Origin of the sequence: Pyxidicoccus fallax (assembly GCF_012933655.1) — a bacterium.
In the GTDB taxonomy this organism is placed as follows: Bacteria; Myxococcota; Myxococcia; order Myxococcales; family Myxococcaceae; genus Myxococcus; species Myxococcus fallax.
Map to the genome: position 1 here is coordinate 1 of NZ_JABBJJ010000112.1, position 19,107 is coordinate 19,107.

Annotated in this window: 18 protein-coding genes and 1 pseudogene; 12 read left to right on the plus strand and 7 right to left on the minus strand. The window is 70.7% G+C overall.

Annotated elements, in window-relative coordinates:
- From HG543_RS23675 to HG543_RS23710, 8 genes and pseudogenes are all read left to right on the plus strand, one after another.
- Positions 1–425, plus strand: a pseudogene (locus HG543_RS23675) (hypothetical protein); the annotation flags it as partial.
- A 62-nt stretch (positions 426–487) separates the two neighbouring features.
- Complete coding sequence (locus tag HG543_RS23680; protein WP_169347112.1) at positions 488–1,087, plus strand: hypothetical protein; 600 nt, start codon at positions 488–490, stop codon at positions 1,085–1,087.
- Between the two features lie 142 nt (positions 1,088–1,229).
- Positions 1,230–1,895, plus strand: a complete 666-nt coding sequence (locus HG543_RS23685; protein WP_169347113.1) for a hypothetical protein — start codon at positions 1,230–1,232, stop codon at positions 1,893–1,895.
- A gap of 135 nt (positions 1,896–2,030) precedes the next feature.
- Positions 2,031–2,741, plus strand: coding sequence for a hypothetical protein (locus HG543_RS23690; protein ID WP_169347114.1), 711 nt, complete (start codon positions 2,031–2,033; stop codon positions 2,739–2,741).
- 240 nt (positions 2,742–2,981) lie between these two features.
- Positions 2,982–4,250: an Ig-like domain-containing domain gene (locus HG543_RS23695; RefSeq protein ID WP_169347115.1), complete on the plus strand. Its 1,269-nt coding sequence runs from the start codon at positions 2,982–2,984 to the stop codon at positions 4,248–4,250.
- A gap of 284 nt (positions 4,251–4,534) precedes the next feature.
- Positions 4,535–6,655 (plus strand): phosphatase PAP2 family protein, encoded by a 2,121-nt coding sequence (locus HG543_RS23700; protein ID WP_169347116.1) that lies wholly within the window; start codon positions 4,535–4,537, stop codon positions 6,653–6,655.
- A 199-nt stretch (positions 6,656–6,854) separates the two neighbouring features.
- The gene (locus HG543_RS23705; protein WP_169347117.1) at positions 6,855–8,333 is read left to right on the plus strand and encodes a PQQ-dependent sugar dehydrogenase; all 1,479 of its coding nucleotides are present in this window, start codon (positions 6,855–6,857) and stop codon (positions 8,331–8,333) included.
- Positions 8,330–8,665: a c-type cytochrome gene (locus tag HG543_RS23710; RefSeq protein ID WP_169347118.1), complete on the plus strand. Its 336-nt coding sequence runs from the start codon at positions 8,330–8,332 to the stop codon at positions 8,663–8,665. Before HG543_RS23705 ends, HG543_RS23710 begins: the two co-directional genes overlap by 4 nt.
- 12 nt (positions 8,666–8,677) lie before the next feature.
- Here HG543_RS23710 and HG543_RS23715 read toward each other — a convergent pair whose 3' ends face one another.
- Both HG543_RS23715 and HG543_RS23720 read right to left on the minus strand, forming a co-directional pair.
- Positions 8,678–9,154, minus strand: coding sequence for a hypothetical protein (locus HG543_RS23715; RefSeq protein WP_169347119.1), 477 nt, complete (start codon positions 9,152–9,154; stop codon positions 8,678–8,680).
- Between the two features lie 43 nt (positions 9,155–9,197).
- Positions 9,198–9,464, minus strand: a complete 267-nt coding sequence (locus HG543_RS23720; protein WP_169347120.1) for a hypothetical protein — start codon at positions 9,462–9,464, stop codon at positions 9,198–9,200.
- A 135-nt stretch (positions 9,465–9,599) separates the two neighbouring features.
- On the opposite strand from HG543_RS23720, the gene HG543_RS23725 reads away from it, so the two are divergent.
- Together HG543_RS23725 and HG543_RS23730 are read left to right on the plus strand one after the other, a co-directional pair.
- Positions 9,600–10,280, plus strand: coding sequence for a TetR/AcrR family transcriptional regulator (locus HG543_RS23725; RefSeq protein WP_169347121.1), 681 nt, complete (start codon positions 9,600–9,602; stop codon positions 10,278–10,280).
- A gap of 23 nt (positions 10,281–10,303) precedes the next feature.
- Positions 10,304–11,497 (plus strand): cytochrome P450, encoded by a 1,194-nt coding sequence (locus HG543_RS23730; RefSeq protein ID WP_169347122.1) that lies wholly within the window; start codon positions 10,304–10,306, stop codon positions 11,495–11,497.
- A gap of 9 nt (positions 11,498–11,506) precedes the next feature.
- Here HG543_RS23730 and HG543_RS23735 read toward each other — a convergent pair whose 3' ends face one another.
- From HG543_RS23735 to HG543_RS23745, 3 genes are all read right to left on the minus strand, one after another.
- Complete coding sequence (locus HG543_RS23735; RefSeq protein WP_169347123.1) at positions 11,507–12,082, minus strand: hypothetical protein; 576 nt, start codon at positions 12,080–12,082, stop codon at positions 11,507–11,509.
- A gap of 145 nt (positions 12,083–12,227) precedes the next feature.
- On the minus strand, positions 12,228–13,067 hold the full coding sequence (locus tag HG543_RS23740) for a hypothetical protein (protein WP_169347124.1): 840 nt from the start codon (positions 13,065–13,067) through the stop codon (positions 12,228–12,230).
- Entirely contained in the window at positions 13,064–15,655 is a 2,592-nt protein-coding gene (locus HG543_RS23745; protein WP_169347125.1) for a TonB family protein, read from the minus strand. Before HG543_RS23745 ends, HG543_RS23740 begins: the two co-directional genes overlap by 4 nt.
- A gap of 130 nt (positions 15,656–15,785) precedes the next feature.
- Between HG543_RS23745 and HG543_RS23750 the strand changes: the two genes are divergently transcribed.
- Positions 15,786–16,673, plus strand: coding sequence for a hypothetical protein (locus tag HG543_RS23750; RefSeq protein WP_439332609.1), 888 nt, complete (start codon positions 15,786–15,788; stop codon positions 16,671–16,673).
- Positions 16,674–16,680: 7 nt separating this feature from the next.
- On the opposite strand, the gene HG543_RS23755 is transcribed toward HG543_RS23750, so the two are convergent.
- Complete coding sequence (locus HG543_RS23755; protein WP_169347127.1) at positions 16,681–16,953, minus strand: hypothetical protein; 273 nt, start codon at positions 16,951–16,953, stop codon at positions 16,681–16,683.
- An 86-nt stretch (positions 16,954–17,039) separates the two neighbouring features.
- Complete coding sequence (locus HG543_RS56840; protein WP_169347128.1) at positions 17,040–18,296, minus strand: response regulator; 1,257 nt, start codon at positions 18,294–18,296, stop codon at positions 17,040–17,042.
- Positions 18,297–18,440: 144 nt separating this feature from the next.
- On the opposite strand from HG543_RS56840, the gene HG543_RS23765 reads away from it, so the two are divergent.
- Entirely contained in the window at positions 18,441–19,025 is a 585-nt protein-coding gene (locus HG543_RS23765) for a TIGR02265 family protein (RefSeq protein WP_169347129.1), read from the plus strand.
- The last annotated feature ends 82 nt before the right edge of the window (positions 19,026–19,107 follow it).

The following is a 19,107-nucleotide window of genomic DNA, read 5'->3' on the forward strand; positions in this document are numbered from 1 at the left end:
CCCCGGAAGCCGTCCCGGTGCGCGCGCGCCGCAAGCCTTCGGAAGTACGCCTGCGTCTGGTGAAGGCGCTCCGCGGCGAGCACGCCACGCCCGAGCAACGCCGCGACGCCGTGCTCGCGGAGCTGGCCGCCACGGGCGACAGCAGCGAGCCCTGGACGGCGGACGCGAGGGCCGCGCTGGAGACGTGGCGCTCGCGGGTGGACGAAGAGGTTCTGCCCGTGCGAGCCGAGCCCGCCCGCTGCTTCGCCGCCGGCTGCGTCGCGCGCGTCACCTTCCCGGATGCCCACTCCTTCGAGGCGTCCTTCCAGCGCACCGCGTCCCTGCGGCTCGGCGCCGCGGGCTCGCACCTGCAGCTTCCGCCCGAGCGCATGCCCTCGGGAGAGGTCGTCGCCTCGTGGGTCGTCCTCCGCCCGGACGCGCCCTGAGGCCCCGCCTCCACACCTGTCGTAGCGGCAGTCCCCCAGCAGTCCAACGAGGAGCAAACACCATGCAGACCCAGCACCTGTTCAAGAAGACCCTGCTCGCCGCCAGCGCGGCGGCGCTGTTCGCCGGCTGCGGCACCTCCGCCGAGCAGGCCCCCGAGATGCCCGCGGACGAGGCCGCCCAGACCACCCAGGAGCAGGGGCTGCTCCCCGCCTGCGACCCCGTGGAGCTGGAAGAGGTCGCCGAGCACGCGTGCATCCACGCGGAGCTCGGGCCCTTCGAGCCGGTCACCGCCGCCGCCAATGGCGCGCCCGTGCTCGTGGACGTCAGCCTCCCGCACACCGCCTACAACATCACCCTGCCGGCCGCGAAGTACTTCGGCTACTCCGGCCGCGTCGCCTTCATCCCCGAGGAGTCCGGCGAGTTCGCCTTCCTGCTGTCGCGCTACCGCGGCCTGCGCATCTTCGAGGCCGCCACCGGCACCGAGGTCGCCCGTGAGTGCCGCTACAACGTCCCCGGCGACGTGTGCGGCGTCCTGAAGACCGGCCTGGTCGCGGACCTCGAGGCCGGCGTGGAGTACCACCTCCAGTTCCAGGCCATCGCCCCGCGCAACTCCCAGTTCACGCTCCTCATCGAGGAGGCGGGTCACCACCACGAGGAGTAGCCGTCACTCCCGGTAGCACCCCGGCCGCTCCGCCGGAGAAGGGGCCCGCGGGCGGCACTTCCGCCCCGGGCCCCGTCTTGTACACGAACCATCTATTGTATCACTGTTGCATTTATGCCGACCCTCCGGATAGGAAGGGGCCATGCGCTCCTCCCTCCACGCCCTCGCCGTGGCCGCCTGCGCCATGGCGCTCGCCGCCTGTGGCGGTGACGACCCCGCTCCCACTCCCGCGCCGCAGCCGCAGCCGCAGAATCCCGACGCGTCCACGGACCCCTGCGAGCCCAACGGCCACATCCACCGCGAGCCCACCGGGGACTGGTGTCACTGCAACAAGGGCTACCGCGCCACGGTGGAGGGCCTCGCGTGCGAGCCGGACCCGGACTACGTCCCCAGCGAGGGCTTCAGCTTCGGCGACAACGGCGAGCACGCCTGCTGGCACGTCACCAACGGCCCCTTCGTCACCGTCACCGCCTCCACCACCCGCAACCCCCGCGTGGATGACTTCCACACGTACTACACGGTGAAGCTCCGGCCGGAGGGCGGCCAGTACGTGGGCACCTTCAGCTACAAGGCCTTCGCCACCGGCAACTTCGTCGTCTACCTCGGCGACCCGAGCATCCCCATCACCCTGGTGGAGAACTCCATCCAGAAGACCGTCGAGCCGGCCGGCACCCGCGCCACCGACAACCACTGCGACGCCCTGAAACACATGGTGGGTTACGAGCTGACGGACCGCGTCCAGTACACGCTCACCATCGGCCCCACGCCGGTGCCCGAGCTGGGCATGGTCATCGAACACCTGCCCTGAGCCCCGCGCTCCGCGCCGCCTTCGCCGGTCACGATACATGAAACAACCCGGCCCGTTATTGCAACTGAGTTGCGTTTGATCAATCAATGCGGGCGCCGCGAAGCCACAAAGGCGGCATCGAAAGGAATCCCCCACATGAAGCTGAACAACTGGAAGCTCTGCGGTGCGCTGCTGGGTCTGTCGCTGGCGGCATGCGGCCCCATGGAAGAGGCCGAGCTGGCCTCCTACGAGCAGCAGGAGCAGGAGCTCCCCGCCGGCTGCACGTCCGTGGCCAACACCAGCATGACCACGCACGCGTGCTTCCATTACAACTCCAGCGGCGACAACGTGAACGTGACGGCCAGCGCCACGCGCACCACCAGCGCGCCGGCCGTGAGCACCCGGCACACGCACTACACCGTGAACCTGCCGTCCGGTGCCGAGGGTTCGGTGACGTTCGTTCCCGTGGCCGTATCGCCCACCCCCGCGGGCGTCACCACCGAGTCCATCTCGTTCTACCTGTCGCCCTCCACCGCGAGCTTCACGGTGCGGACGTCCGGCGGCACGGTGGTGACCCCCGGCATCAGCCAGACCTTCACGTCGAGCTGCGGGCTGTCCAAGGCCGTCACGTACGACCTGACGGTGGGCACCACGTACATCCTGAGCATGGGCCCCGTCACCGGGAACCAGGTCCGCCTGGTGCCGGAGTACCTGGATGAGAACTCCGTCCGCTGGTACCGCGACGCGGACGGCGACACCTACGGCACCAGCACCAACTCCGTCCTCACCGCCTGCGAGCCGCCGTCCGGCTACGTGAACCGCCGCTTCGACTGCAACGACAACGACCCGAACGTCTTCAACTGCTGAGCCGCGTCCCGCGGGGCCCGGCGAGGCGGCCTCCACGGAGCACTCCTCCGTCCACCTCCCGGGCGTGACGGACCGGCCCGCCCCAGACGGGTGGGCCGGTCCGCCACCATCCACCGCGGGTCCAAGGGCCCGCGGCGCCGGGGCGCCCTCCCCTGCATCCGAGGGCGCTCCGGCGCCACGGCTTTCGCTTCACCCGCTGGCGGTCCTCCGCCAGCGCCCTGCCTGGAGGAAGTACCGACGATGCGCCTTGCCCATGCCACCGCCCTGCTCGCCACCTGCGCCGCGCTCGCGCTGACCGGCTGCGACAATGACGACTCCCCTCCCGCCCCGGACGCGGGCACGCCGCGTGACACGGTGGCCCCCACCGTGGCGGGCACCACCCCGGCCGCGGACGAGGCCCATGTGGCCGCCAACACGGCCATCACCGTGCGCTTCAGCGAGCCCATGAAGTCCGGCCGGGGCACCCTGCGCGTGGACGTGGACGGCGAGCAGCGGGCGCTCGGCGACACGCAGTGGCTGGAGGAGCAGCGCGCCTTCCGGGTGCGCCCCGCCGCGCCCCTGCCCGAGGGCGCGCGCGTCGAGGTCACCGTGCTGGCGGACTTCGAGGACGCCGCCGGCAACCGGCTCGAGGCGCCCTTCCAGTTCGACTTCACCGTGCACGGGACGGCGCCCATCAGGCCGCACCTCGTCTCGTCCACTCCCGCCGAGGGCGCCACCGAGGTCATCCCGGTGGAGGTCCACCCCACCCCGGACGGCACGGAGGTCGAGTACATCAAGGGGGTCACCCTCCAGTTCAACGAGCCCATGGACACGTCGGCGGCGCAGGTGACGCTCAGGGACGTGACAACGCCGGCCAATGCGCCGCGCGCGCTGACGGGCACGTGGTCCGAGGATGGGCTCTCGCTGACCGTGCGCATCCCCCGCCCGGAGGCGGACCTGCCCGCGCTGGAGCAGGAGAACCAGTACTCACTGGACCTCACCGGGCTGCGGAGCACCACGGGCCAGCCCCTGGACACCACACATGCCGTGCTCGGTGACGGAAGGCTGGACTTCACCACCGGCCGCCGCAACCCCGACCTCGAGCATGCCTGCCTGCACGTCTTCCTCAGCGCGCCCGACGTGGTCACCGCGGGCACCTCCCTGACGGGCCCGGCCCCCGCGACGGACCTGGCCCATCACTTCTACGAGGTGACGCTGCCGGCGGTGGAGGGCAACCCCGCGTCCTTCCGGGGCTACACGGAAGTGGCCACCGACCGCGAGGCGGACCAGGAAGTCATCCTCTACCTGAACCAGGACCTGCCGGTGGAGGTCATCGACACGACCGAGGACCTGACGCCCGTGCCCTTCACGAAGGAGCCCGTCGCCCCTGTCTGCGCTTCGGGTATCAGCCACGCGGTCCGGTTCGTCGCGACCGCGGACGGGCTGCGCTTCCTGCGGGTGGGCTTCGGACCCGTTCCGGCGGCGCAACTCCCGACATCGAAGTTCACCTTCGTCTACGAGCGGCGCTGAGGGCCCGATATCCCAGACATCCAGGGCTACAATCGCTCGCAGATCGATTCTCGTTTTACAGCCATCAGAACCCGGCTCCGACGTGCAGTGGACAACGAAATCCAAACCCATTTCAGTCTGACATCGGACGTTTGACATATTTGGAATAAAACATGGCATTGTAAAATTCCACTCCGAGTCCAAGTCCAGAAGCGGATTCACGTTAGGAATTGCGTCACCTGATTCACGCCCGTTCGCGCGGCGGGAGGGGGACAGGTCACAAACCCAAACGTGGAGACGCAACGATGAGACTTCCCCACACTCTCATTGTCCTGTCGCTCCTGGCGCCCATGGGCGCCCAGGCGCAAGCCGTGAATGACCTCACCCGGGTCCTGCGTGCCAGGCAGGTCCGGGTGAATGCAGCCAACTTCCAGTCCCTCCAGGGCCAGCCGCTCCACCGCAACAACCAGGACCTGCGGGACTTCGGCCGCTTCGCCGAGTACTCCAAGGGCCTGCCACACGACGCGCTCGGCGAGCCGGACCCGGTGCAGTTCGACGCGCTGCTGGCGGCGCTGCTCACGGGCAACCCCGCCCAGCTCGAGGCGGTGGTGCTCGGCGGCGAGCGGATGCTGGCCAACCCGCAGGCCGGCTTCGCCTTCGTCCTGGAGGGAGCGGACGCGCAGGCCATCACCATGGGCCCGGCGCCGGACTTCGACAGCGCCGACGTGTCCGGGGAGATGATCGAGCTGTACTGGATGTCGCTGGTGCGCGACGTGCGCTTCGACCAGTACGCCGCCAACCCGCTCATCGCCGCGGCGGCCAACGCGCTGAGCAACGTGGACGTCTACCGCGGCGCCCGCGCCGGCAACGGCTTCGTCACCCCCGCCACCGTCTTCCGCGCCGACTTCTCCGGCGCGGTGCAGGGCCCCTTCCTCTCCCAGTTCCTGGTGAAGACGGTGCCGTTCGGCGGCGGCCCGCTGGCGGAGGAAGCGGACATCAACCCGCCGCCCCCGGGCGTGGAGCCCACCGCCCACCAGCCGATTGAGCAGCGCATCTGGACGCGCTTCCCGGGGGATGACCGCGTCACCGCCTACAACGAGTGGCTCGACATCCAGAACGGCGCGCTCCCCGCGGACCCCGTGGACACGCTGGAGGACATGGACGACGTGCGCCGCTACATCCGCAACGGCCGCGACCTGGCCGAGTGGGTGCACTTCGACTACCCCATCCAGTCCACCCTCAACGGGGCGCTCGTCCTCGCGCGCCAGGGGGACTTCCTACCCAAAGGCCTGTACGACTCGGACCCCAAGGCCTCGCCGCGCGCGTACGACCCGAACAGCCCCTATCGCTTCTATGAGAACCAGGAGCCCTTCGTCACCTTCGGCAACACCGACGCCCAGGCGCTGGCGGCGCTGGTGAGCGGCACCACGTCGCTGCGCGGGCAGTGGTTCCAGAAGTGGCAGGTGCACCGCCGGCTGCGCCCGGAGGAGTACGGCGGCCGCGTGCACAACACGCTGACGGGCGCGCGCGTCTACCCGGTGCCGCAGGAGCTGCTCAACTCGCCGGTGCTGCCGTGGGTGTTCGCCCGCAACGCGCAGCGCAACCTGGAGCGCGGGCTGGGCGCGCAGGGGACGTACCTGCTCAACCAGGCCTTCCCGGAGGGCAGCCCCATCCACCCGGCGTATGCGTCCGGCCACTCCACGTACATCGGCGCGGGCATCACCGCCATCAAGGCCCTGTACGGTGACTTCCCGGTCATCAACCCGCAGGTGGTGAACGCGGATGGCACGGCGCTGCTGCCGTTCGCCGGCACGCTGATGATGTTCGACGAGCTGGACAAGCTGGCCTCCAACGTCGGCGTCGCCCGGCTCTTCGCGGGCGTGCACTACCGCAGCGACCATGACAACGCCGTGCGCCTGGGCGAGCTGTACGCGCTGCGCACGCTGCAGGACTGGGTGCGGCTGTATCCGGAGAAGCTGCCGAACGGTCAGCCCTTCGCCGGCTTCAAGGTGCGCACGCTGGGAGGCAACACGCTCACGGTGGACTCCAACAGCCCGAAGCTGCCCAACTTCGTCAGCCGGGTGGACCGCTTCATCCTGGTCAACGTGGACACGAACCAGGACATCCGCACCGTGTACAACGGCGACGTCATCGACCTGAGCGACCTGGGCAACGCCGCGCTCACCCTCCGGGCGGACACCTTCCAGAACATCGTGGGCAGCGTACGCTTCGTCTATGACGGCGCGACGGTGCAAATCGAGAACGCGCCGCCCTATGCCCTCGCCGGGGACAACCTGCTGGTGGACTACAACCCCTTCAAATTCACCCCCGGCACGCACGTGCTGACGGCCACGCCCTTCAGCGACCACGAGGCGGAAGGCGTGGGCGGCGTGCCGCTCACCATCCGCTTCACCGTGCAGGAGTAGCGCGAGGCCCCCTGGCCTCTCCCCCGCCTCGCCGGGAGCCTCCAGACAGCGCCGGCACCGGGCCGCGCCTCCCAGCACGGGGAGGGGCGGTCCGGACCGCGCCGGAGGCACCCGCGCGAGGCAGTCTGTCTCGCAGGAAACCGTCCTCCCGCCGCCGCGCTGTACCCGGCGGAGGGTGGCCCGTAGCGTCGGACCGCGTATGCGATTCCTGCCCTTCGCTCGACCGCTCCTCGCGGCTTGCGCGCTGCTGCTCCTTCCCGGCTGCTTCCGCCTCTTCGCGGGCGGAGGCGGAGCCGCGGCGGACTTCCAGCCTCCTCGCCGCGTGAATCCCGCGGACGTCGCGCTGCCCGAGGGCTACCGCATCGAGGTCGTCGCCACCGGCCTCACCTACCCCACCGGCGTCACCTTCGACGACGACGGAACGCCCTACGTCACCGAGTCCGGCTACAGCTACGGCGAGGACTTCGCCCAGGCGCGTCTCCTGCGCGTGGAGAAGGACGGCCGCCTGACGGAAGTGGCCCGGGGCGACCATCCGCCCTGGACGGGCGTCACCTGGCACCAGGGCGCCTTCTACGTGGCCGAGGGCGGCGTGGAGGGCGGTGGCCGCATCGTGCGCCTGATGCCGGACGGCCGCGCGACGCCGCTCGTCTCCAACCTGCCCAGCCTGGGAGACCACCACACCAACGGGCCCGTGGTGGGGCCGGACGGCGCGCTCTACTTCAGCGTGGGCACGGCGACGAACGCGGGCATCGTGGGCCCGGACAACGCCAGCATGGGCTGGCTCAAGCGCAACCCCGCCTTCCATGACCTGCCCTGCCGCGACGTCACCCTCGCGGGGGTGAACTACCCGAGCGACAACCCGCTTGCTCCCAACACCGGCTCCGTCCAGACGGGCGCCTTCGTCCCCTTCGGCACGGAGACGAAGCCGGGCCAGGTCATCAAGGGCACCATGCCGTGCGGCGGCGCCGTGTTCCGGCTCGTGCCGGGCTCCACCGCGCCGGAGTTGGTGGCCTGGGGATTCCGCAACCCGTTCGGCCTGGCCTTCGCGCCCAACGGGCGGCTGTACGTCACGGAGAACGGGCACGACGTGCGCGGCAGCCGGCCCCTCTTCGGCGTGGCGGACCACCTGTGGGAGGTGGAGCAGGGCGCGTGGTACGGCTTCCCGGACTTCGCGGGCGGCAAGCCGGTGGACCAGGAGTGGTTCAAGGTGCCCGGCGGCGACGTCCCCAAGCGCCTGCTCCAGGAGCCTCCGGGTACGCCGCCGCAGCCGGTGGCCTTCTTCGGCGTGCACTCGTCCTCCAACCGCCTGGACTTCTCGCGCAGCACGGAGTTCGGCCACGTGGGCGAGGCCTTCGTCGCGCAGTTCGGCGACCAGTCCCCCGACACGGGCGACACGATGGCGCCGGTGGGCTTCAAGGTGGTGCGCGTGGACGTGTCCAACGGCGTCATCGAGGACTTCGCGGCCAACAAGGACAAGGGCAGCGGCGGCCCGGCGTCCAAGCTGGACAAGGGCGGCCTGGAGCGTCCCATCGACGCGCGCTTCGACCCGAGCGGCCGGGCGCTCTACGTCGTGGACTACGGGGTGATGCTGGTGAAGGCGAAGGGCGTCTTCATCCCCTTCGAGAAGACGGGCGTGCTGTGGCGCATCACCCGCGCCGCGCCGGAGGCGAAGCCATGAGGACCGCCCTGCTCGCAGTGCTGGCCCTGGGCGCCGTCACGGCCTGTGGCCCCTCGCGCCGGGGCCCCGCGTTCGGCACGCCCCGCGAGTTCACCGCGCAGGAGCAGGAGGGGCGCGTCCTCTTCATGCGCAACTGCAACATGTGCCACCCGGGCGGCTCGGGCGGGCTGGGGCCGAGCATCAACAACAAGCCCCTGCCCTCGGCGGCCATGCGCGTGCAGATTCGCCAGGGCGTGGGCTCCATGCCCGCCTTCACCGACGAGATGCTCAACGACGCGCAGGTGGACGCCATCATCGCGTACCTGAACGAGATGCAGGAGGAGAAGGGCTGAAGCCTTCCGGGGCTACGTCCCCAGCTCGAGCAGCTTGAGGGTGCCCTCCTTGGGATGGTCGCGGGTCGCCAGCGGGCTGCCCTGGTCCTCCTCGTACTCCTCCAGCGGGATGGCGTGGGAAATCTCGTACTCGGGCGACGCTCCAATGAGGCCCGAGACGTCCAGCTCCGGCAGCTGCTCCCCGGCGAGTCGCATCGCCTCCTCCGGCGAGGACGCGCCCACCGCGCACCAGCCGTCCTCGTCCCCGTCCACCACGTGGAAGTAGACAATGAAGACCGGGTTCTTCGGCTGGGCCGCCTTGACCTGGGGACGCACCGCCTCCAGCCCCTGCTTGACGACCGCCCTGTCACCGGCCGCGAAGGTGAGGGCGATGTGCGGCCTCTGCGGAGCCCCGTACACCTCCGCCGTGAACGCGATGCCGCGCTCCTTCAGCCACGGGCCCAGGAACGCCTGCTCGTCGTCGCTGATGTAGTAGGTGACCGTCTCCATGCGCGGGGGCATACCTCCCCGGAGAGTCAGTTGGCCAGGGCCGCTACTGATTCAGCGAGGGCTGGTTCTTCAGCTCGATATGTCCTTCATCGAGTGCGGCCACCACCATGTGAACCGGATTGGCGTCTCCGACGGTGACCACAAGCTCATCGCCCGCTTCGATGGCTGAGAGGAATTCCTCCGTGACAGGGCCGGCGGCCGGCTCCCACCCGCCGTACAGCCAGAACATGTCCACGCGCGGGCCGACCAGCACCCCGACCTGCTGCCCCCGCCAACGAATCGGGAGCCTCTCGTCATTCTTCGCTGCCATGCGTCCTCCAGTGCCTGGACGATAGCGGGCCCACCCGCTCCACCGAAGCGCACTGCTGAACAGACGGCAGCCGCCCACCGTCCTGGCTGATTCGATACGGTTGCGTTCCGAAACTCCACTCTCTACCGTGGAGTTATGGAACGACGTCGTCTCGTATCCCGGAGTCCGGCGCGGAGCAGCGCTTCCGCGCCGGAGGCCCTTCCTGTCCCGGAGCCGGAGGCGAACATCCGCCGCCGCCCGGGCCGCCCCCGGAGCGAGGAGGCGCACGGCGCCATCCTGGACGCCGCCATCGAGCTCATCCGCGAGGTGGGCTACGACGCGCTCACCATGGACGCCATCGCGGCGCGGGCCGGCGTCGGCAAGGCGACGGTGTACCGCCGGTGGACAACGAAGGAGGCGCTCGCGGCCGAGGCGATTGAACGCATCATGCGCGCCATCCCCGTACCGGACACGGGGAGCACCGAGGGCGACCTGCGCAAGATGATGCGTGACGCCCTGGGCATGTACCGGGACCCGTCGACGGGCGCCCTGCTGTCCGGCTTCGTCGCGGCCATGGCCCGGAGCGAGCTCATCGCGAGCACCATCCGCACGGGCTTCGTCGGCGTGCGGCGCGAGGCGCTCCGGAAGGTGCTGGAGCGCGGCGTGGCGCGAGGTGAGCTCCAGAAGGGCCTCGACCTGGACCTCGCGCTCGACCTGCTCGGCGGCCCGCTGTTCTACCGCTTCCTCATCACCGGAGGCCCCGTTGACGAGCGGCTCGCGCGAGGCGTCGTCGACGCCGTCCTGCGCGCCTTCGCTCCGAAGTCTTCCCACCCGTAACAAGCGGCACGGAGGTCATGGCCATGCTGGACTTTCTCACCGACGAGATGCGGAGGGACCCGTATCCCCTGTTCGCCCGGGCCCGGAGCGACTTCCCCGTGCTCCACGAGCCGAACGCGGACATGTGGCTGCTCTTCGACTACGACAGCGTGAAGCGGGCGCTGAACGACCACGAGGCCTTCAGCTCCGTGGTGGAGACACCCACGGGCAAGGCGCCCGACTGGCTCGTCTTCACGGACCCGCCGCGGCACTCGAAGCTGCGGGGAATCATCATGCGGGCCTTCACTCCGCGCTCCATCGCGAGCCTGGAGCCCCGCGTCCGGGAGTTGTCTCGCGAGCTGCTGGCCCCGGTGCTGGAGCGTGGAGAGCTGGACCTCGTCGCGGACTACGCGTCTCCGCTGCCGATGATCGTGATTGCAGAGCTGCTGGGCATCCCCGTCGCGGACCGCCAGCGGTTCATGCACTGGGCCGAGGTCATCATGAAGCTCAGCTACACCGTCTCCGGCGGCGAGGAGGCCGCGCGGGCGCTGAGCGAGAACGCCGTGGTGAAGGAGGAGATGCGGGCGTACTTCAATGACCTGGCCTCCCAGCGCCGCGAAGCCCCGAAGGACGACCTGCTGACCCGGCTCGTCCAGGCCGAGGTGGACGGCGAGCGGCTGACGCCGAACGAGTTCCTCGGCTTCTTCCAGTTGCTGCTGTCGGCCGGCACGGAGACGACCACCCACCTCATCGCCAACGCGATGCTGTGCCTGCTGGAGCACCCGGACCCGCTCGCGCGCCTGCGGGCGGAGCCCGGGCTGTTGCCCTCGGCCATCGAGGAGGTGCTGCGCTACCGCACACCCGCGCAGATGGTGTACCGCACGACACGCACGGAGGTGGAGCTGCGCGGCCAGCGCATCCCCTCCGGGAAGCTCGTGCTGGTGATGGTGGGCTCCGCGAACCGTGACGCGACGAAGTTCGAGGACGCGGAGCGCTTCGACATCACCCGCGACCCGAACCCGCACATCGCCTTCGGGCACGGCCTCCACTACTGCCTGGGCGCGGCGCTCTCGCGGCTGGAGGCCCGCGTCGCCCTACCGGATCTCCTGGAGCACCTGAAGGACGTCCGCCTCGCGAGCGCGGAGCCCTGGGCCCCGCGCAAGGCGCTCAACGTGCTGGGCCCCGCGAGCCTGCCCCTCCGCTTCGAGCCCGTCAAACGGGCCGCCGCGGGGGCTTGAGCAGAGCCCTCAACCCGCCACGACCGGGCGGCAGATGTTGAACGTCTTGTTGTCGCAGTTGGAACCAAAGCACCGCATGCCCCGGATGAAGAAGCCGGGACGGCCGATGCTGCCCACCTGGAAGGGGCTGTTCTCCTCGGACATCTGGTTGGTCGTCCACATGCAGTCGACGGGCCTCATGTTCGTATCCTGGCACCGGAGGCTGATGTTGTCGCAGAAGTCGCCATGGCACTGGAGGCCCACCATCCACTCGTTGCCGGAGCAGACGCCCTCGTGGGTCCCCTCCTCCGAGAAGAAGGGCGTGGAGGAGCTGGAGGACCTGAGCACGAGGCCACTCAGCGCCACGCAGTCGATGGCGACGTTGTCGCAGAAGCGCCCGGTACAGGCGACGCCCGCGACCAGGCGCGCGCCGATACAGCTCACCGGAGGGGACTCCTCCGACGTGAAGGCCGTCCACAAGGGGCTCTCACTCTGCCCGAGGAAGTCGGACTCCTCGCCCGCGGAGGGCTCCTCACCACAGCCCACCACGCTGACGAACAACGACAGGCCCAGGACCGCGGCCGAGAGGAAGGAACGGCTCGACATGGACGACTGCATGTTCACCCCCGCGTGCAGGGGAGCCCCCGACACCCCACCCTCATGCGGAGTCAGGAACCCCGGTCAAGACATCACGTAGAGTGAATGAAACATTTCTCTCTGTAAACAACCCCTGAGACAGTTCACGGAGTTCTCACGCGATGGGTTGCCACGTCCCGGCGAAGGCGGTGTGACGCCGCACGTTGACGGAGAGGGCGCGGTGCACCTGCGTCTCGGGGGTGATGTCCACGGCGGCCCCGCCGGGCGGCAGCGTGAGCCGGTCGAAGTGCGCGCCCTCGAACCAGCGGTGCGGCTGCACCTCCACGACGAAGAGGCCCTCGTCGTCCAGGTCCGCCTCGATGGGGACGAAGTCCACGCGCTGCAGCTCCAGCGGTGGAGGGAAGTCCAGCGCCACGCGGAAGGGCACGCGCTGCTCCTGGCGGAAGGCCGCGCCCTCCAGCACCACGGAGCGCCCCTGCAGCGCCGCGCCTTCCGCACCCAGCGCCCTGGAGGGAGGCTGGAGCAGCAGTGAGAAGGAGCGCGCCACGCCCGCGATGCCCGGCGAGCGCCCGAGCACGCGCGGCTCGCCGCCCGCCATCAGGTCGAACACCACCTCGCGGTCCCACTCGCCCAGCACGCGGCCGCCGGAGAAGAAGTCCCCTTCATGCGCCCGCGCCGTGGGCAGGAGCCACTCACCCAGCCGCTGGAACACCCGTGGCGCGGCGGCCTGCGCCTGGAGCGGCGACGCGTTCTCGAACAGGTAGATAGGGCCGAGCACCATCAACCCCGAGGACAGGCGCACGCGCCAGCCGGTATCGGTGGTGAACTCGCCGGGCACCGTCTCGCCCGGCGCGAGCGCGGTACGCAGGCCCATGCGGAAGGTGATGGCGCGGCCTCCGGTGCCGGACAGGCCGCAAGCGGAGACGCCTCCAACGAGCGCCGAGCCCAGCATCAGCGTGAAGGCGCGGCGGGTGCTGCGCAGCGCGGACGTCATGGCGAGTCCTCCTCCTGGAGGTCCAGGTACACGGTGAGGGTGCCCGTGAAGGTGCGCGGCGCACCGGCCGAGAAGTGCCGCGTGGCCAGCAGCGACGCGGGCGCGTCCGGTCCGCGGAAGTTGGAGACGTAGTTGAACTCGGACTCGCGCCAGCGCGTGTCCAGCAGGTTCTCCACCGCGAGGCCCAGCTCCATCGCCTTCCAGCGGGCACGCGCGCCCACGTCGAAGAGGAAGATGGACTCGCTGTAGCGGTCCAGCGGCAGGGGCTTGGGCCCGATGGCGCTGTGGCCCAACCCCAGGCTCCACCCCAGCTGCTCTCCGGCCACCCCGGCGGTGCCCCGCAGCGACGCGTCGAGCCGTCCCAGCAGCTGGGGGATGTACGGCATCACCGTGCCGTCCCACAGCTTCCACGCGGACGCACCCGGCACCGGCAGCGTGGCCTTCGCCCAGGCAACGGACGCCTGCACGTCCAGGCGCTCCGCCCACGTCCCGCGCGCGCTGATGAAGGCGCCCAGCCGCTGCGAGGCGCCGATGGGCTGGTTGCGGCCGAGCTTCTCGTCGAACACGAAGTCCTGCGACACGCGCGTGGCGAAGAAGGCGCCACGGGCCTCCAGCGTGTACGGCCGGCCCTCGCCCTCCAGCCGCCAGCCCAGTCCCGTCTCACCGGAGGCGACGCGCGCGTACGGCGCCAGCTCCGCGTCCGACAGCGCCGCCGCGTCACTGGAGCGCGCGCCCAGGCCCACGCTGGTGAGCCACGTGAGCCGGGGCGACAGCCGCACCTCCGCGCTGGCGCGCGGGCTGGCGAAGAAGCCATACGCCTCCAGGGACTCCTCGGGGATGCGCGGGCCGTCGCGGTCTGACGTGGGCCGGTTCTCGTCGTCCACGCCGAAGAGGAAGGTGTCCAGCCGCACGCCGCCGCGCAGGGTGAGCCACGGGCGAGGGGCCGCGCGCAGCGAGGCATACGCGCCCAGATGCGTGGTGCGCACCTGGTTGTCGAACAGGGTGGTGTACGGCGCCCCGCCGCTGTCCCGCAGGCGGCGCGAGCGCGTGCGCACGTCGTCGAAGCGGGCCACGTAGCCCAATTCCAGCGGCTGCGGCTGGCCGAGCAGCGTGATTCCCGGCGTGTAGCGGCCCCGCAGGCCCACGGTGGAGCCCCGGTAGTAGCCCTCCGTGTTGTCCCCGCGCTGCGCCTCTTCACCGGGCGGCGTGTCCTGCAGGAAGCCCGTGAAGTTGTCGCGGATGCGCGTCTGCCGGAGGACGACGTACCCCTGCTGCACGAAGCGCCCGCCGCGCTTCAGGCGCGACTGGAGCTCAGCGGAGAGGATGTGGCGCTGGCTCGCGCCGCCCTGGTTGGGGTCGTAGAGACAGAAGAACTGCGAGTCCGGGTCGGTGTCACACGGCAGCCGCGAGTCCACCACGTCCGTCTCCCGCACCACGCCCGCCGACGAGAAGCGCGCCCCGTAGCTGGTGCCGAACAGGCGCAGCCGCGTCTCGTCTCCCAGCCGCAGCTCCACCTGCGCCATGGCGCCCGCGTTGGAGTGCGCGCGGTTGGGGCCGAAGCCATGCCCCTGCCGCAGCAGGAGTCCCACGAAGGTGGCCTCGCTGGCCTCGGGCGGGCCCCACACCAGCGCCAGCCGACGCGTGGCGAAGCTGCCATAGCTGGCGGAGGCCATGAGGCCACGTCGCGCCAGTCCGAGCTGGTACTCCACGGTGCCCGCCACGGCGAAGTCTCCCTGGGACGGGTCATACGGGCCTTCGGTGACGCGCAGGGACTCCACCAGCTCCGGGATGATGAAGTAGGTGTCCGCGTAGCCGTGGCCGTGCGCGTGGGAGACCTCGTTGAGGGGCACGCCATTGAGGCGCAGCTCCACGTCCTTGCCCTCGCCCGCGTCCATGCCCCGGATGAAGATGGTCTCCGCGTGGCCCTCGCCGCCGTGGTTGGCCAGCATGACGCCGGGCGCCAGCAGCATCAGCTCCGACGCCGAGCGGCGCGGCACGTCCGCGAGCTGCCCCACCGGGATGTGGAAGTCCCCCACCGCCACCGGAGGCGGCGCGCTCGCCACGCCGCGCACCGTGGTGGAGAAGGACGGCGGACCCGAGGCCCCCGCATCCGGAGCCGCCTCCGCCACCGCCGGGGCCGTGCCTCCATCCATCACCGGTGCGTCCGAAGCGGGGGGCGGCGCCTCCATCTCCGCGCCCCCACCCGGAGGCCCATGCCCCGACGCCTCCACCGTCTCCAGGTGGTGCCCATGCACTGGCGGCACGAAGGTAACGGGCACATCCACCCGCACCTCGATGGGAACGTCTCCGCGCCGGGCGGGCTGGAACCGCCACTTCACGGCGGCGGCCATGGCGGCGCGATCGAAGTGCACGCCCGCCGTCTGCCGCACCTCCACGTGCGACACCTCACCCGCCGTGTCGATGGTGACGCGCAGGAGGACGGTGGCGGGAATCTCCGGAGGCGGGACGTGCGCGGGCAGCACTGGCGGCGGCGCCTCCAGCGGGACGGGCGGCGTCACCGGCACTTCGGCCGTGGCGCTCAGCACGCAGAGCACCAGAGTCGGAATCCACACGGGTGATGACCTCACTCAGGACGGCCAGGGTCGCCGGAACCCCGGGGCCGAACGAGCGAGCCCGGGCCTCCCGGGAGGCGTCCGAGCATCTGATACACCACGCCCGGATTGACTCGCAACCATGTTGCATTTACTTAGTGGTTGCATGATGAATTCGCGGCGGAATTCCCGGCTGGGGTGGTGCGTGGCGTTGGTGGCGTCGATGCTCGTGGGCACGGCCTGCGACAACGTGGCCACCGGCGACGTGACGGTGACGATGAGCGGCGGTGACGGCACGCAGCGCGGGCTGCCGGACACGCTCTTCCAGGACGGCTGGTCCGTGCAGTTCAACCGGTACCTCGTGTCACTGGGAGACTTCACCCTCACCTCCGCGTCGGGCGAGGTGCACACGAGCGACCGGCACGTGCTGGTGGACGTGCAGAAGGGCGACATCCCCCTGGCGGAGCTGAAGGGACTGCCGGCGGGCCGCTGGGACGTGGGCTTCCGGGTGAGCCCGCCCGAGGCGCGCACCGAGCTGGCGGATGGCCAGGTGTCCGCGGACGACCTGGCGATGATGCGCGAGCGCGGCTTCAGCTACTTCGTGGAGGGGCGCGCGGTGAAGGCCGGCGTGGGCGTGCTCACCTTCCGCATGGGCTTCCCCGTCGATGCGCTCATGAAGGACTGCATCAATGGCGTGGACGGCACCCAGGGCATCGTCGTGCCGGAGGCGTCCGTGGCCGAGGCCGAGGTCACCATCCACGCCGAGCACATGTTCTATGACCGGCTGGGCACCCACAAAGGCGTGCAGCTGCGCTTCGACGCCATCGCCGCCACCGCCGGCTCCGACGGAGTCATCACCCCCGAGGGCCTCGCCTCGCAGCAGCTCACGGACCTGCGCGGCCGAGACGGCCAGGAGCTGAAGGACGCCCAGGGCCAGCCCGTCGTCTACCTTCCCGGCGCGTATGACGTGCGCACGCTCCAGGAGTTCATCACCCAGAGCATCGTCGACCAGGCGCACCTCAACGGCGGCGGGGTGTGCACCGTCGTGAAGTGAGGGCCCGCTAGTCCTCCGACACCAGCCGCTTCACCACCAGTGAGCGGAGCGCCGGGTCCAGCTCGTAGGTGATGAGCGTCTGGGAGAAGCAGACCTGGAACTCCTCCTGCGCCTCCACCGGGCTCACCCACTGGCGCAGGCCCACCGTGCCCGCGAGCCGCGCCAGCGCGCGCTCCACGGTCCGTCGCTGCCGGGAGGGCAGCCGCAGGCACTGCTCGCGGGCCTCGGGTGTGTACGTGAGCCGGTAGGGGCCGGGCGGAGACTTTCTGTGCTGACTCACCGGAATGACGAGGCGGCTCGGAGCGGGGATGGCGGCCGGCTCGACCCCAACGGACCCCCGTGGCCGGACTTCGGCCACACCCGGGGTCAGGCCGTCAGCGACAGCGGCTCCACCGCCTCGCTCGGCGCCTCGCAGGGGCTCGGCTGGGCCGTGCCCGCGCGGCGCGGCAGGCAGATGCGGAACGCGGTGCCCTCTTCGGCGCTGGAGCGCACCTGGAGGGTGCCATGGTGCGCCTGGACGATGCTGTGGGCGATGTAGAGGCCCAACCCCAGGCTCTCCCGCGCGGTCGCCTCGGTGCCGCCGCCGCGGCGGAACGGCTCGAACAGGTGCGGCAACAGCACCGGCGCGATGGGCTCGCCCCTGTTGTGGACCTCCAGGAAGACGGCATCCCCCTTCTCCCACGTGGAGAGGCGGACCGGCGAGCCGTCCGGGCTGTACTTCAGCGCGTTGTCGAGGAGGTTCGACAGCACCTGCGCCATCCGCTCCAAGTCCCACGTGCCGTGCAGGCTGTCTCGCGCGAAGTCACACTGGATGAGCCGCCCCGGGCGCGTCACGTTGAGCTCGTCCACCACCCGGGCGCACAGGTCGTTCAGGTCCCCGGCACGCGGGGTGATGGGGATGCCCCCGCCCAGCCGGGCGCGGGTGAAGTCCAGCAGCAGGTCCACGATGCGCTGGATGCGCTCGCCGCCCCGGTGCACCCGCTCGAAGGCCTTGCGCTGCTCGGGCGCCAGCGGGTTGGAGGCGAGCTGCCCCTTCGCCGCGGTGAGGATGACGGACAGGGGCGTGCGGATGTCGTGCCCCACGATGCCCACCAGCTGCTGGCCCAGCTCCGCCGCGCGCTGCAGCTCCTCCTCCGCGCGCCGCCGCGCCGCCAGCTCCAGCGCCTGGCGCTTCACCACCTCGCCGCGCACGTACAGGTCCACGAACACCCGCACCTTGGCGCGCAGGATGTCCGGGTCCACCGGCTTGAGCAGGTAGTCCACCGCGCCCTGCGCGTAGCCCCGCGTGACGTAGGCCGTCTCCCGGCTGAGAGCGGTGATGAAGAGGATGGGCAGGTGCTTCGTCCGCTCACGGGAGCGGATGAGGGCGGCCGTCTCCAGACCGTCCAGCCCCGGCATCTGCACGTCCATCAGGATGCAGGCGAAGTCCCCGCGCAGCAGCTCCCTCAGCGCCTCCTCACCCGAGCGGGCCGTCACCACCTCCTGCCCGAGCGGCTCGAGGATGGCCTGGAAGGCCAGCAGGTTGGCCGGGACGTCGTCCACCACGAGAATGCGCGCGCGCGGTGGCTCCACTTCGAAGAGGGCTTCGGAGGCTTCGCAGAGCCGGGAGAGGTTCGAGGGCACCTTGTCACGAACAGCACGCGTCCCTCAGGCGTTCCACGCCCAGGGACATTCCCGCCCCCGCCTCGCTGTCTGCTCCCCTGCCGCAGGCGCGGTGGGGTAGATAGGGCACCAGCCACCGGGCCTCCGGCCCCCCAGGACCGCACCATGGACTCTCCGCAGCACCTGCAAGCCCGCCTGGCCCTGTGCCAGCCCGAGCACACCGTGCTCGACCTCTTCATGCAGAGCCTCCTCGAGAGCATTGCGACGCTCACGGGCGCCCCACTGGAGGGGGCCGCCCCGAGGCAGGGCCCCGCCCCGCGCAACGCGCCGCCCTTCCGCCCCGCGCGCGACTACATGGAGGCCCTCCACCGGGGCGCCTCCGCCCTGACGGCCACCGGCCTGCCGTACGGGGACGCGGTGGAGAAGGTGTCCCTCCATGCCGCCAACCTCATCTTCTCCGCCCCCATGGGGGAGATGGTGCTGTCCGTGGCCGGCAAGGACCCGAACGAGGGCCTGTCGCTGACGCAGGGCATGGCCGGCGCCACGTCCAACTTCGGCGAGCGGGAGTACGAGCGCGTGTCGGACCGCTCGGCGCGCCTCACCTTCCGGGACGAGTACTTCGGCCCCGCGTGGACGCGCGCGATGACGCTGGCCGGCCTGCGCAAGGCGAACCCGGGCCTGGACTTCCAGGTGGAGCTGGAGTCCGGCGAGCCGCCCTACGCGAGCTTCACGCTGCTCGTGAAGTGGTGAACTCCCACGGCGGCCGGGCTTCCACGAAGGAGCCCGGCCACCGCGGAAGAAGGCGCGAGACGTCTCGGAGCGCGGGTCGCCC

Excerpts from the sequence above, each read along its gene's own strand:
- HG543_RS23680 (WP_169347112.1), top strand. The coding sequence starts at position 488 with ATGCAGACCCAGCACCTGTTCAAGAAGACCCTGCTCGCCGCCAGCGCG.
- HG543_RS23685 (WP_169347113.1), top strand. The coding sequence starts at position 1,230 with ATGCGCTCCTCCCTCCACGCCCTCGCCGTGGCCGCCTGCGCCATGGCG.
- HG543_RS23690 (WP_169347114.1), top strand. The coding sequence starts at position 2,031 with ATGAAGCTGAACAACTGGAAGCTCTGCGGTGCGCTGCTGGGTCTGTCG.
- HG543_RS23695 (WP_169347115.1), top strand. The coding sequence starts at position 2,982 with ATGCGCCTTGCCCATGCCACCGCCCTGCTCGCCACCTGCGCCGCGCTC.
- HG543_RS23700 (WP_169347116.1), top strand. The coding sequence starts at position 4,535 with ATGAGACTTCCCCACACTCTCATTGTCCTGTCGCTCCTGGCGCCCATG.
- HG543_RS23705 (WP_169347117.1), top strand. The coding sequence starts at position 6,855 with ATGCGATTCCTGCCCTTCGCTCGACCGCTCCTCGCGGCTTGCGCGCTG.
- HG543_RS23710 (WP_169347118.1), top strand. The coding sequence starts at position 8,330 with ATGAGGACCGCCCTGCTCGCAGTGCTGGCCCTGGGCGCCGTCACGGCC.
- HG543_RS23715 (WP_169347119.1), bottom strand. The coding sequence starts at position 9,154 with ATGGAGACGGTCACCTACTACATCAGCGACGACGAGCAGGCGTTCCTG.
- HG543_RS23720 (WP_169347120.1), bottom strand. The coding sequence starts at position 9,464 with ATGGCAGCGAAGAATGACGAGAGGCTCCCGATTCGTTGGCGGGGGCAG.
- HG543_RS23725 (WP_169347121.1), top strand. The coding sequence starts at position 9,600 with ATGGAACGACGTCGTCTCGTATCCCGGAGTCCGGCGCGGAGCAGCGCT.
- HG543_RS23730 (WP_169347122.1), top strand. The coding sequence starts at position 10,304 with ATGCTGGACTTTCTCACCGACGAGATGCGGAGGGACCCGTATCCCCTG.
- HG543_RS23735 (WP_169347123.1), bottom strand. The coding sequence starts at position 12,082 with ATGTCGAGCCGTTCCTTCCTCTCGGCCGCGGTCCTGGGCCTGTCGTTG.
- HG543_RS23740 (WP_169347124.1), bottom strand. The coding sequence starts at position 13,067 with ATGACGTCCGCGCTGCGCAGCACCCGCCGCGCCTTCACGCTGATGCTG.
- HG543_RS23750 (WP_439332609.1), top strand. The coding sequence starts at position 15,786 with ATGATGAATTCGCGGCGGAATTCCCGGCTGGGGTGGTGCGTGGCGTTG.
- HG543_RS23765 (WP_169347129.1), top strand. The coding sequence starts at position 18,441 with ATGGACTCTCCGCAGCACCTGCAAGCCCGCCTGGCCCTGTGCCAGCCC.